Genomic DNA, 11791 nt, shown 5'->3' with positions numbered 1-11791 from the left:
GCTTTCGCATAAGAACGACTTTCATGGATAGCCGAACGATTCTTGTCACCGGCGCTAGCGGCTTCGTTGGCAGCGCCCTAAGCCGTCAGCTGCACGACCTTGGCGTTTTCATCGTGCGCGCCCCGTCTCGTCAGGAGGCCCCGCTGGCCGCCGCTACCGATTGGTCCGCTGCGCTTGCCGGCGTCGATACGGTCATCCACTCGGCAGCCCGCGTGCACGTGATGCAGGAAACAGCCAGCGACAGCTTGGGCGAGTTTCGTAAGGTCAATGTCGAGGGTACCCTCAACCTCGCCAGGCAGGCTGCCAAGGCGGGTGTTCGCCGTTTCATTTTCATCAGCTCGATCAAGGTCAACGGCGAACTCAGCTCGCCCGGCCAGCCGTTGCGCGCTGATGATGCGCCCGCCCCGCAAGATGCCTACGGGCGGTCCAAACTGGAGGCCGAGCAGGGGTTGCAGCAGTTGGCAGCGGCCACTGGCCTGGAGCTGGTGGTGATCCGCCCGGTGCTGGTGTACGGGCCGGGGGTCAAGGCGAACTTTCGCAGCATGCTGCGCTGGGTTCAGCGCGGCATACCGCTGCCACTGGGCGCGCTTGGCAATCGTCGCAGCCTGATTTTTGTCGACAATCTGGTTGACCTGGTGTTGACGTGCGTCGATCACCCGCAGGCTGCCAACCAGGTGTTTCTCGCCAGCGATGGGCAAGACGTGAGCTTGAGCGATTTGCTTCGCGCCTTGGGCCGCGCGCTGGGCCGGCCGGCTCGCTTGCTGCCCGTGCCTCCTGCACTGCTGCGCGCGCTGGCTCGGCTGCTTGGGCGCGGTGATATGGCCCAGCGCCTATTGGGCTCGTTGCAGGTCGATATCGAAAAAAACCACCGACTGCTCGGCTGGACCCCACCTCATACGCTGGAGCAAGGGCTGAAGCTCACCGCTCGCGATTTTCTGGATAACCCCCACCGATGACCTGGCTGATACTTGTCGCTGGCGTGGCTGCGCTGGCCATGACCGCAGGCTTGCGCCGCTACGCTCTGGCGCGCAGCCTGCTAGACATCCCCAATGCCCGAAGTTCGCATACCCTGCCAACCCCGCGGGGAGGGGGGCTGGCGTTCGTTGTCTGCTTCCTGGGGGGGGCCCTGGGCTTGGGCTGGGCTGGGGCCGTCGCGCCGCCGGTACTGGTCGGCCTGCTGGGGGCCGGTAGCCTGGTAGCGGTCATCGGCTTCATGGATGACCACGGCCATATTGCCGCACGCTGGCGTCTGCTTGGCCACTTTCTTGCCGCCGCCTGGGGGCTCTACTGGCTAGGGGGCATGCCGCCTGTCATGGTATTGGGCTGGTCACTGGATGGCGCTTGGCTGGGTGGGCTGTTTGGTGCCTTGTACTTGGTATGGCTGCTCAATCTGTACAACTTCATGGATGGTATCGATGGTATCGCCAGCCTTGAAGCCATCTGCGTCTGTTTAGGCGGCTGCTTGCTTTACTGGCTGGGCGGGTATCCGCAAGCCACGTGGCTGCCGCTGCTGCTGGCCGCCACGGTGGCGGGCTTTTTATTCTGGAACTTTCCTCCAGCACGGATTTTCATGGGCGATGCCGGCAGTGGCTTCCTCGGCATCATGCTGGGCCTGATGGCGTTGCAGGCAGCCTGGATAAACCCGCTACTCTTCTGGGGCTGGTTAATACTTTTGGGGGTATTTGTAGTCGATGCCACCTTTACGTTGCTGCGTCGGCTCTTGCGCGGCGAACGCATCTACGAGGCGCATCGCAGCCATGCCTATCAGTATGCTGTCCGCCAGCATGGCAGTCACCGGCCAGTGAGCCTTGCCGTAGCGGCCATCAACCTGGGCTGGTTATTGCCGGTGGCGTTGGCGGTGGTGGCGTTTGGCCTGGATGGTGCGACGGGAACCTTGGTCGCATATTTCCCTCTTATAATGCTGGCGATCAAATACCATGCCGGGAAGCGGGAATAACATGATCGAGCTAACCGCACTTGGCACGTTGAGGAGAGCTGGATGAGCGATGCAAACAAAGACAGGCTGCGCCAGTTCCTCGTGAACCTCTCACGGCGGCAGAAGCGCCTGATTCAAGTCTGCACCGACATGCTGCTCATCTGGCTGGCCTTGTGGTTGTCGTTCATCGTGCGGCTAGGCATCGATGAAATGTACAACCCGATTCTGGAGCATACCTGGCTGTTCCTGGCCGCTCCGGTCGTGGCAGTGCCGTTGTTCATTCGGTTTGGCATGTACCGGGCGGTCATGCGCTATTTTGGCAACGATGCCCTGGTGACCATTATCAAGGCTGTCACCCTCTCGTCGTTGATTCTTGCCGTCGTGGTGTACTGGTACAGCAACCACAAAGTGGTGGTTCCCCGCTCGATCATCTTCAACTACTGGTGGCTGAGCCTGGTCATCATCGGTGGCTTGCGCCTGGTGATGCGGCAGTTCTTCCTCGGCGACTGGTTCACCGGCAACCACCAGATTCCTTTCACCAACCGCGACGATGGCCAGATCAAGGTCGCCATCTACGGTGCTGGTACGGCCGGCAACCAATTGCTTGCTGCGCTGCGCATGGGCCGGGTGATGCGGCCGGTGGCCTTCATCGATGACGATGGTGACCTCGCCAACCGAGTCATTTCCGGGCTTCAGGTCTACAAGCCCAAGCACCTACAGCAGATGATCAAGGAAACCGGTGCCCAGGAAATCCTCCTGGCTTTGCCCCGCGCTTCCCGTGCGCGGCGCAAGGAAATCCTGGCTTTCCTCGAGCCTTACCCGCTGCACGTGCGAAGCGTACCTGCGTTTGCCGACTTGGCCAGTGGCCGGGTCAAGGTCGATGACATTCAGGACGTCGATATCGCCGACTTGCTCGGGCGTGACCCAGTGCCAGCTCAGGATGAACTGCTCGAGCGGTGCATCAAGAAGCAGACAGTGCTGGTCACTGGCGCAGGGGGCTCGATCGGCTCGGAGCTGTGCCGGCAAATCATCGGCCTGGGCCCCAAGACCTTGCTGCTGTTCGATCACAGCGAGTTCAACCTTTACAGCATTCTCAGTGAGCTGGAACGACACGCCGCTCGTGAGTCGCTCTCGGTTCGCTTGCTGCCGATTCTGGGCTCGGTGCGCAATCAGCAGCACCTGGCCGATATCATGAGCACCTGGCGGGTGGACACTGTCTACCATGCAGCCGCCTACAAGCACGTGCCGATGGTCGAGCACAATATGGGCGAAGGCGTGCTTAACAATGTGTTCGGTACTCTATGCACCGCGCAAGCTGCCTTGCAGTCGGGAGTGGCCAACTTCGTGTTGATCTCCACCGACAAAGCGGTGCGGCCTACCAATGTGATGGGCAGTACCAAGCGCCTGTCCGAACTGATCCTGCAGGCTCTGAGCCGGGAAGCTGCGCCAGTGATGTATGGCGACAGCGGCAAAATTTCACGGGTGAACAAAACCCGTTTCACCATGGTGCGCTTCGGTAACGTGCTGGGCTCTTCGGGCTCGGTGATACCGTTGTTCCACCAGCAGATCAAGGCCGGTGGGCCGCTCACTGTTACCCACCCGAAGATCACGCGGTACTTCATGACCATCCCCGAGGCTGCCCAACTGGTGTTGCAGGCCGGGGCCATGGGGCAGGGGGGCGACGTCTTCGTCCTGGACATGGGCGAACCAGTCAAAATCGTCGAGCTGGCCGAAAAAATGATTCACCTGTCGGGCCTGAGCGTGCGTAGCCCAGGCAACCCCACTGGCGATATCGCCATTGAATTCTCAGGCTTGCGGCCGGGTGAAAAGCTGTATGAAGAGCTGCTGATCGGTGATGACGTATCGCCCACTGTGCACCCCATGATCATGACGGCCAAGGAAGACTTCCTGGCGTGGGATGTATTGCGCGAGCGCTTGGCAGCGCTGCTCAAAGCGGTTGCAGAAGATGATTTCAGCCGCATCAGGCACCTGCTGCGCGAGTTGGTCAGCGGCTATTCGCCGGAGGGCGATATCGTCGATTGGCTGTACTTGCAGCAGCATCAAGACCGATAAAGCGGCTTCCTACAGTACAAGGGGATTAGCCCCCTTCGCGGGCACTTTGGGGATCGATAATCTGGCCTGGCAGCCAAGGAAACGCTGCCTCGCTAATTACTCCAAGGAGTGCTTCTATGCGTAATACCGTGCTTTCGTATCTGTTGCTGCCCCTGTTCGCGGGCCTTGCGTTTTCGGTTAACGCCGCACCTGCCGATGGGCCAATGACTCAGCCGGTAGCGGCGATGAGCCAGAAGAGCACCGGGCCCGCACTTGTAAACTTGAACCAGGCCGACGCTGCTACTTTGCAGAAAGAACTCACTGGCATTGGCAAGGCCAAGGCTGAGGCCATCGTAGCGTACCGCGAGGCTAACGGGCCGTTTGCGACGGTTGACGAGTTACTGGAAATCAAGGGCATCGGCAACGCATTGCTGGAGCGTAACCGCGATAAGTTAAGCGTTGAATGACTACGCTCATCGGGCTCATCGCAGTCAGTTAAATCAATTGGGCCGCAAAGCGGCCCAATTGATAAGCATGAAACCTTAGTTTCAGGCATCAACCTAACGGCTCTCAGCATGATTGGCTGCCGCCGTCACGCTGAAGCCCGCATTATCTGTCCTGCGCGTCCTTGGCATCGGCTTGTGCATTGCGTTCATGCACTTTGCGCAGTTGTTCATCAGTCAATGGGAGTTTTTTGGCTGTATCGCGCAGCATCATCAACCCGCCGACGATAGAACCCAAGGCTACGATGAGTATCAGCCAGGCGTACCAGGGCATTTGTATTCTCCTGTCAGCACCATGGGGCAATGCTTGTACTCATATCGAGCATCACCCGGTTGCGTTGGTTCAATTATAGGCAGCGCCCACCTCTGGGCCAATCCGATGACCTGCGGCCCCCAAAGCCTGCGCCACTTCGTTTACAATGCGCGCCGTTTACGACTTGCCAAGAGACCCCGACCATGTCCGCCTGCCAGACGCCCCTGATCGTCGCCCTGGATTTTCCCACCCGTGACGCTGCCCTGAAGCTGGCTGACCAGCTCGACCCCTCCCTGTGCCGGGTGAAAGTTGGCAAAGAACTGTTCACCAGCAGCGCCTCGGGTATTGTGGAAACGCTCTGCGCGAAAGGCTTCGAAGTATTCCTGGATTTGAAGTTCCATGACATCCCCAATACTACGGCCATGGCTGTGAAGGCTGCTGCCGAGATGGGGGTATGGATGGTCAACGTACATTGCTCCGGTGGCCTGCGGATGATGGCCGCCTGCCGCGAAGCGCTGGCAAAGCGCACGGGCCCGCAACCACTGCTGATCGGGGTGACCGTGTTGACCAGCATGGAGCGTGAGGACTTGGCGGGCATCGGCCTGGATGTGGACCCGCAGCAGCAAGTGCTGCGTTTGGCCGCGCTGGCTGAAAAGGCAGGTATGGACGGCCTGGTGTGCTCGGCGCTGGAAGCACCCGCGCTCAAAGCCGCGCACCCGGCACTGCAACTGGTCACCCCAGGCATTCGTCCTGCTGGCAGCGCCCTGGACGACCAGCGCCGTATCCTAACCCCGCGCGAGGCATTGGATGCAGGCTCCGATTACCTGGTAATCGGCCGCCCTATCAGCAAAGCAGCCGACCCGGCGCAGGCACTGGCCGCGGTGGTAGCCGAGATTCGCGGCTGAACTGGCAACCGGGCTACCGTCGGGTAGCCCATTGCTTCAATGGGCAATATCCATGGTGCTGGCTTGGGTTGCACGTATGAGGGCGACGTCCACATGGTAGGTGGCGAAGTCGCTGGAACGCACGGTGGTGCCCAAGGTGGCGCTCAAGACCACATCGTGTTGGCGCTTGATGTCCTGCAAGGTGCTGGCGAACTGATGTTCATGCGTCATTATCAGCAGAGCGCAATCTGCGCCTTGGGCGAAAGCCTGTTGTAAGGCTTCGGCATTGAACGCCAACGCTACCCCACGCTGATAGGCTTCGACCAGCTCGTGGGTGGCGGTCACATTCAGGTTCAGGCCCCCTTGCGGTGTATGGCGCTGAGCTATCTTCGCCTGGGTCATCACATGGGCGCAGGCCTGCAGAAACAACGATTCGTACCACTCCACAATTTTCTCCTCATGAAAGCGCGCACATCAATACCTGAGTTTGAGCGTGAGCGCCACGGGCATTGCCCATATTCACAGGCGAAATGAAAAAGGGCCGACCTGCAATGTGCAGGTCGGCCCTTTTTTGATTGCTTTCGAATCAGGCGATGACCAATGGGGCGAAGCCTTTGACCAGGTCATCCAGCGCTTTGATCTGCGCCAGGAACGGCTCCAGCTTGTCCAGCGGCAGAGCGCTCGGGCCGTCGCACTTGGCTTGGTCTGGGTTAGGGTGGGCCTCCAGGAACAGCCCAGCCAGGCCCACCGCCATACCAGCGCGGGCCAGGTCCACGACCTGCTCGCGACGGCCACCGGAAGCCGCGCCAGATGGGTCGCGATTCTGCAGCGCGTGGGTGACATCGAAGATTACCGGCAGGTCTTCGCAGGTACGTTTCATTACCCCGAAGCCCAGCATGTCGACGACCAGGTTGTCGTAACCCATGCAGGTGCCACGGTCGCACAGGATCAGTTGGTCGTTACCGGCTTCCTTGAACTTGTGCACGATGTTCTGCATCTGCGAAGGGCTGAGGAACTGCGGCTTTTTGATGTTGACTGGCTTGCCGGTCTTGGCCAGGGCTACCACCAGGTCGGTCTGGCGGGCCAGGAAGGCGGGCAGTTGCAGCACGTCGACCACCTCGGCAACTGGAGCGCACTGATGAATTTCATGCACGTCGGTGATGATCGGTACGCCGAATTCGGCTTTTACCTTTTCGAAGATACGCAGGCCTTCTTCCATACCGGGGCCGCGGTAGGAGTGGATCGAGGAGCGGTTAGCCTTGTCGAAGCTGGCCTTGAACACGTAAGGGATGCCCAGTTTCTCGGTAACCCGAACGTACTCGGCACAGGCGGTCAGGGCCAGGTCCTCGGACTCGAGTACGTTGACGCCGCCGAAGAGGACGAACGGGGCGGTGTTGGAGCACTCGATGGTGGGGGTGATCTTGATCATGGTCATCTCTACAAATCCCTTGTCACTGGTTTCAGTGGCGAGGGGCAATCTTACAAGATCTGTGCTGCCTGTGCCGGCCCTTTAAGGGGGCGCGGCACAGTCCAGGGCTACACCCGCGTCACACCTTCAACACCAACTTGCCGAAGTTTTCCCCATTGAACAGCTTGAGCAATGTTTCTGGGAAAGTCTCCAGCCCTTCGACCACATCCTCCTTGCTCTTGACCTTGCCGCTGGCCAACCAACCGGCCATCTCCTGCGCGGCCTTGCCATAGTCCTTGACGTGGTCCATCACCACGAAGCCTTCCATGCGTGCGCGGTTCACCAGCAGTGCCAGGTAGTTGGCCGGGCCTTTGACCGCTTCTTTGTTGTTGTACTGGCTGATGGCGCCGCAAATCACGATGCGTGCTTTGAAGTTGATGCGGGTGAGCACCGCGTCGAGGATTTCGCCGCCGACGTTGTCGAAGTACACATCGACACCTTTGGGGCATTCGCGCTTCAGGCCGGCGAGCACGTCCTCGGCTTTGTAGTCGATCACGCCGTCGAAGCCCAGTTCGTCTTTCAGGTATTGGCATTTTTGCGCACCGCCGGCAATGCCGACCACATGGCAGCCTTTGAGCTTGGCGATCTGCCCGACGATGCTGCCCACCGCACCGGCTGCGCCCGAGATGACCACGGTGTCACCGGCCTTGGGCTGGCCGACTTCGAGCAGGGCGAAGTAGGCGGTCATGCCGGTCATGCCCAGGGCCGACAGGTAGCGGGGCAGCGGGGCGAGATTGGGGTCGATCTTGTGCAGGCCCTGGGGCTCTCCGGTGAAGTAGTCCTGCACACCGAGGGCGCCGCTGACATGGTCGCCGGGCTTGTAGTCCGGATGGTTGGAAGCCACCACCTCGCCAACGCCCAGGGCGCGCATTACCTGGCCCAGGGCAACGGGTGGGATGTAAGACTTGCCTTCGTTCATCCAGCCGCGCATGGCTGGGTCCAGGGACAGGTACAGGTTGCGCACCTGGATCTGCCCTTCGGCAGGCGCCTGGGCGGGCACGGTCTCGAAGCTGAAGTCGTCACGGCGCACGGCGCCGGCCGGGCGTTTGGCAAGCAGGAAGCGGCGGTTGGTCTGGGTCATGGCAGGTCCTTGTGATGGAATGAGGCTCAGCGGTCAATTTAACCTGCTGATGCAGGTTGGTCCGCAAAATCACTGGTAAGCATGGTAGCTCAACCGCTGCCCTGATGATGCTGCCCAGCCCGGTGGTGGGCTGACTAGACTCTGAGCCCATCCATTCCCCTTCTGGAGCAGACGATGAGCATGACCTTTTCCGGCCAGGTAGCCCTGGTCACTGGCGCTGGCGCGGGGATCGGCCGGGCTACGACGCTGGCCTTTGCCCGCCAAGGCCTGAAGGTGGTGGTGGCCGATCTTGACCCGGTCGCAGGCCAGTCTACCGTCGACCTGCTGCATCAAGCGGGGGGCGAGGCGTTGTTCGTGGCCTGTGACGTGACCAAGGACGCCGAGGTACGGCAACTGCACGAGCGGGTCATCGAGGTGTATGGGCGCTTGGACTACGCCTTCAACAACGCAGGCATCGAAATTGAAAAAGGGCGTTTGGCCGAGGGCAGTGAGGCCGAGTTCGACGCCATCATGGGCGTCAATGTCAAAGGCGTATGGCTGTGCATGAAGTACCAGTTGCCGCTGCTCGTGGCTCAAGGCGGCGGGGCGATCGTCAATACCGCCTCGGTGGCGGGCCTGGGCGCAGCACCGAAGATGAGCATTTACGCCGCCTCCAAGCATGCGGTGATCGGCTTGACCAAGTCGGCGGCCATCGAATATGCCAAGAAGCGTATCCGGGTCAACGCGGTGTGCCCGGCGGTGATCGATACCGATATGTTCCGCCGTGCCTATGAAGCTGACCCGCGCAAGGCTGAATTTGCCGCTGCCATGCATCCGGTGGGGCGTATCGGCAAGGTCGACGAAGTGGCCAGTGCCGTCTTGTACCTGTGCAGCGATGGGGCGGCCTTCACCACGGGGCACAGCCTTGCTGTGGACGGCGGAGCCACGGCCATTTGAGCCGGCCCCGATCAGCCCTGCAATTTCCCCTGCAGGGCGACCCTTAGTTAGCTGATAACGACAGTACATAGCTATTTGACACCATTTTTCTGTCGCCCCCTTGTTTGCAGGCCAAGAACGTTGCAACGCTTAGCCTTAGGCAAACCTTGCACGGTGAAGAGGATCGGCGATGGCGGCGAGCAGGCGCGGTGTTCTGGCTAACCTGGGCATGGCCCGCAAACTGGGCCTTGGCTTTGCCCTGGTGTTGCTGCTGACCGTGGCGGTGGCGGCCATCGGTGTAGCCGCGCTGCATGGCGTCGGCCAGCGTTTCGACGGGCTGCGTGAGCTAGGCCAGTTCAATACCGACCTGCTGCGGTTGCGCCAGCGCGAGCAGGCGTTTGCTTTGCGTTCGGATATCAAGGAAGCCGAGGCTCTGCGCAGCGGGTTGCAGAACCTCGCCGAGCGCGCCCGCATCCTGCCGGCAATGAGCGCGGCCGAGGCTGACCTGGCGGCGTACGGCCAGGCCTTTGAAGCCTTCGTCGAAGCGGTGCAAGCCAAGGAGCTGGCGCTGGACATGGCCAGTTGGTCGGTGTCCAGCGTGGCCAATAACCTCGATGTGCTGCAATCGGGCTTGGCCGATGATGCCACTTACACCCTTAAACAATCCCAAGGCCAACAAGGTGGCGAGTTCCTCGAACAGGCCGGGCAGGTGGCGCAAGTTTCGCGGTTGATGCTGCAGGCCATGGAAGAGGCGCGGGTGCGCTTGGACAAGAGCCGCAAGGGTGAAGAAGTCGAGCAAGGGCGCATTGCGCAGACTGTCGACGCAGCGCAGTTGGTCGAGCAGCTCAAGGCCAGTGTCAGTGACCCCGGCTACCAAAGTGTGCTGGGTGAAGTGGCTGGGCACATTGCCAGTTTCTCCGACAAACTCAACGAATACACCGATTTGCTGGGTAAAGAACAGGGCATCAAGGCACAGTTGCAAGCCAGTGCCGAGCAGGTCACCAGCCGGGTCGACCAGGCCTATGTGGCCGACCAGCAAGCCATGCAGGCGGAACTTGCGCGTAATAGCCTGGCGATCGCCTTGGCCACTGGCCTTGCGCTGCTGGTGGGCATTCTCGCTGCCTGGCTGATTCCCCGCGCGGTGATCGGCCCACTCAAACGCGTAATCAGCCGTGCCCAGCGCATCGCTGCCGGGGAATTGAGCCTGGAGCACGAAGCGCCGCGCAGCGACGAAGTGGGCCAGTTGATGCAGGCCATGCAGCAGATGGCTGCCGGGCTGTCGGGCGTTGTCAGTGGTCTGCAGCAGGGCATCGAGCAGTTGGCAGGTAGCGCCCAGGCACTGTCGGCTGTGACCGAGCAGACCAACCGTGAAGTTGGCAGCCAGAAGGAAGAGACCGAGCAGGTGGCGACTGCCATGCAGCAGATGACTGCCACCGTGCACGATGTGGCGCGTAACGCCGAGCAAGCCGCGCAGGCGGCACAGGCGGCCGACGAGAAGGTCGACGCTGGCCAGCGTGTGGTGCGCGAAAGCATGCAGCGCATCGAGCAATTGGCCAGTGCCGCAGACACTGCCAGCGCGGGTATCGATAGCTTGAGCGCCGAGATCCACACCATTGGCGATGTGCTGGAGGTGATCAAAAGCGTGGCCGAGCAGACCAATCTGCTGGCGCTGAACGCGGCTATCGAGGCGGCCCGGGCCGGTGAGCAGGGGCGTGGTTTCGCCGTGGTGGCTGATGAGGTGCGCGCCCTGGCCCGGCGTACCCGGCAGTCGACCGAGGAAATCGAACGGCTGGTGGCCAGTCTGCGGGGCAACGCCCAGCAGTCGGTGACGCAGATCCGTGGCAGTACCGAGCTGGTCCGCCTGGCCGTAGCCGACGCGCTACAGACCGAAAGCGCGCTGGGCAGCATTGCCGCGGCGGTGTCCTTGATTCAGCAGATGAACCAGCAGATTGCTGCGGCAGCCGAGCAGCAGAGTTCGGTAGCCGAAGAGATCAGCCGCAGCGTGACGCAGATCCGCGGCAGTGCCGACCAGGCGGCGCTGGCGATGCAGGACAATGCCCGCTCCAGTGTCGAATTGGCGCAACTGGGCAGTGACCTCAAAGGCATGGTCGGGCATTTTAGGCTGTGAGTGCCTGGCGGGGGATTTTCGTGGGGTTCGAGATCGAGCGCCGCCCGCGCGGCGCATCGCGAGCTGCGCTCGCTCCTACGTTTGTTTCGGGCCAGTTGATCCTGTGGGATTTGAGCGCGGACGCCTTGGTGCATGGCGCAATATCGCGTCGTATGAACCAGGCGGTCGCGCGCGCCTGTAACAGGCATTACTGGCCCGAAACAAACGTAGGAGATCCGCGGCAGTGCCGACCAGGAGGCGCTGGCGATGCAGGACAATGCCCGCTCCAGTGTCGAATTGGCGCAACTGGGCAGTGACCTTAAAGGCATGGTCGGGCATTTTAGGCTGTGAGTGCCTGGCGGGGGATTTTCGTGGGGTTCGAGATCGAGCGCCGCCCGCGCGGCGCATCGCGAGCTGCGCTCGCTCCTACGTTTGTTTCGGGCCAATTGATCCTGTGGGATTTGAGCGCGGACGCCTTGGTGCATGGCGCAATATCGCGTCGTATGAACCAGGCGGTCGCGCGCGCCTGTAACAGGCATTACTGGCCCGAAACAAACGTAGGAGCGAGCGCAGCTCGCGATGCGCCGCGCGG

11 protein-coding genes and 2 pseudogenes are annotated in these 11791 nt (G+C 61.3%); 9 read left to right on the top strand and 4 right to left on the bottom strand.

Annotated features, from left to right (window positions below):
- The first annotated feature begins 23 nt into the window (after positions 1 to 23).
- The 4 genes from ACK59H_RS07635 to ACK59H_RS07620 all read left to right on the top strand — a co-directional run bounded on the left by ACK59H_RS07635 (position 24) and on the right by ACK59H_RS07620 (position 4455).
- Complete coding sequence (locus ACK59H_RS07635) at positions 24 to 956, top strand: UDP-glucose 4-epimerase family protein (protein ID WP_409264357.1); 933 nt, start codon at positions 24 to 26, stop codon at positions 954 to 956.
- Positions 953 to 1957, top strand: coding sequence for an MraY family glycosyltransferase (locus tag ACK59H_RS07630; RefSeq protein WP_409264356.1), 1005 nt, complete (start codon positions 953 to 955; stop codon positions 1955 to 1957). The genes ACK59H_RS07635 and ACK59H_RS07630 overlap by 4 nt, the downstream gene beginning before the upstream one ends.
- Before the next feature lie 42 nt (positions 1958 to 1999).
- On the top strand, positions 2000 to 4009 hold the full coding sequence (locus tag ACK59H_RS07625) for a nucleoside-diphosphate sugar epimerase/dehydratase (protein WP_060479704.1): 2010 nt from the start codon (positions 2000 to 2002) through the stop codon (positions 4007 to 4009).
- 116 nt (positions 4010 to 4125) lie between these two features.
- Entirely contained in the window at positions 4126 to 4455 is a 330-nt protein-coding gene (locus ACK59H_RS07620) for a ComEA family DNA-binding protein (RefSeq protein WP_409264355.1), read from the top strand.
- A 142-nt stretch (positions 4456 to 4597) separates the two neighbouring features.
- Here the strand turns inward: ACK59H_RS07620 and ACK59H_RS07615 are convergent, their stop codons facing one another.
- Positions 4598 to 4765, bottom strand: a complete 168-nt coding sequence (locus ACK59H_RS07615; RefSeq protein WP_081016687.1) for a DUF2897 family protein — start codon at positions 4763 to 4765, stop codon at positions 4598 to 4600.
- A 182-nt stretch (positions 4766 to 4947) separates the two neighbouring features.
- Here ACK59H_RS07615 and pyrF point away from each other — a divergent pair, with 182 nt between their 5' ends.
- Positions 4948 to 5649, top strand: coding sequence for an orotidine-5'-phosphate decarboxylase (gene pyrF, locus ACK59H_RS07610; protein WP_060479702.1), 702 nt, complete (start codon positions 4948 to 4950; stop codon positions 5647 to 5649).
- Positions 5650 to 5685: 36 nt separating this feature from the next.
- Here pyrF and ACK59H_RS07605 read toward each other — a convergent pair whose 3' ends face one another.
- The 3 genes from ACK59H_RS07605 to ACK59H_RS07595 all read right to left on the bottom strand — a co-directional run bounded on the left by ACK59H_RS07605 (position 5686) and on the right by ACK59H_RS07595 (position 8177).
- Positions 5686 to 6075 carry a hypothetical protein gene (locus ACK59H_RS07605; RefSeq protein WP_409264353.1) on the bottom strand — a complete coding sequence of 130 codons (390 nt, stop codon included), beginning with the start codon at positions 6073 to 6075 and terminating at the stop codon, positions 5686 to 5688.
- A 139-nt stretch (positions 6076 to 6214) separates the two neighbouring features.
- On the bottom strand, positions 6215 to 7057 hold the full coding sequence (gene kdsA, locus ACK59H_RS07600; RefSeq protein WP_207936319.1) for a 3-deoxy-8-phosphooctulonate synthase: 843 nt from the start codon (positions 7055 to 7057) through the stop codon (positions 6215 to 6217).
- Positions 7058 to 7175: 118 nt separating this feature from the next.
- Positions 7176 to 8177, bottom strand: a complete 1002-nt coding sequence (locus ACK59H_RS07595) for an NADP-dependent oxidoreductase (protein ID WP_397468303.1) — start codon at positions 8175 to 8177, stop codon at positions 7176 to 7178.
- A 174-nt stretch (positions 8178 to 8351) separates the two neighbouring features.
- Here ACK59H_RS07595 and ACK59H_RS07590 point away from each other — a divergent pair, with 174 nt between their 5' ends.
- The 4 genes and pseudogenes from ACK59H_RS07590 to ACK59H_RS07575 all read left to right on the top strand — a co-directional run.
- Positions 8352 to 9113, top strand: coding sequence for an SDR family oxidoreductase (locus tag ACK59H_RS07590; RefSeq protein WP_409264352.1), 762 nt, complete (start codon positions 8352 to 8354; stop codon positions 9111 to 9113).
- Between the two features lie 169 nt (positions 9114 to 9282).
- Positions 9283 to 10359, top strand: a pseudogene (locus ACK59H_RS07585) (HAMP domain-containing protein); the annotation flags it as partial.
- Complete coding sequence (locus tag ACK59H_RS07580) at positions 10339 to 11220, top strand: methyl-accepting chemotaxis protein (RefSeq protein ID WP_409264381.1); 882 nt, start codon at positions 10339 to 10341, stop codon at positions 11218 to 11220. The pseudogene ACK59H_RS07585 and the gene ACK59H_RS07580, both read left to right, overlap by 21 nt.
- 213 nt (positions 11221 to 11433) lie before the next feature.
- Positions 11434 to 11550 (top strand): annotated as a pseudogene (locus ACK59H_RS07575) (methyl-accepting chemotaxis protein); the annotation flags it as partial.
- Between the last annotated feature and the right edge of the window lie 241 nt (positions 11551 to 11791).

Origin of the sequence: Pseudomonas sp. KCJK9000, assembly GCF_046230725.1 — a bacterium.
GTDB lineage: Bacteria > Pseudomonadota > Gammaproteobacteria > Pseudomonadales > Pseudomonadaceae > Aquipseudomonas > Aquipseudomonas promysalinigenes.
This window is presented reverse-complemented; position numbering and strand designations above follow the sequence as displayed.

What these genes read in the sequence shown, in the direction of transcription:
- ACK59H_RS07635 (WP_409264357.1), top strand. Translation starts at nt 24, where the DNA reads ATGGATAGCCGAACGATTCTTGTCACCGGCGCTAGCGGCTTCGTTGGC.
- ACK59H_RS07630 (WP_409264356.1), top strand. Translation starts at nt 953, where the DNA reads ATGACCTGGCTGATACTTGTCGCTGGCGTGGCTGCGCTGGCCATGACC.
- ACK59H_RS07625 (WP_060479704.1), top strand. Translation starts at nt 2,000, where the DNA reads ATGAGCGATGCAAACAAAGACAGGCTGCGCCAGTTCCTCGTGAACCTC.
- ACK59H_RS07620 (WP_409264355.1), top strand. Translation starts at nt 4,126, where the DNA reads ATGCGTAATACCGTGCTTTCGTATCTGTTGCTGCCCCTGTTCGCGGGC.
- ACK59H_RS07615 (WP_081016687.1), bottom strand. Translation starts at nt 4,765, where the DNA reads ATGCCCTGGTACGCCTGGCTGATACTCATCGTAGCCTTGGGTTCTATC.
- pyrF (WP_060479702.1), top strand. Translation starts at nt 4,948, where the DNA reads ATGTCCGCCTGCCAGACGCCCCTGATCGTCGCCCTGGATTTTCCCACC.
- kdsA (WP_207936319.1), bottom strand. Translation starts at nt 7,057, where the DNA reads ATGATCAAGATCACCCCCACCATCGAGTGCTCCAACACCGCCCCGTTC.
- ACK59H_RS07595 (WP_397468303.1), bottom strand. Translation starts at nt 8,177, where the DNA reads ATGACCCAGACCAACCGCCGCTTCCTGCTTGCCAAACGCCCGGCCGGC.
- ACK59H_RS07590 (WP_409264352.1), top strand. Translation starts at nt 8,352, where the DNA reads ATGAGCATGACCTTTTCCGGCCAGGTAGCCCTGGTCACTGGCGCTGGC.
- ACK59H_RS07580 (WP_409264381.1), top strand. Translation starts at nt 10,339, where the DNA reads ATGCAGGCCATGCAGCAGATGGCTGCCGGGCTGTCGGGCGTTGTCAGT.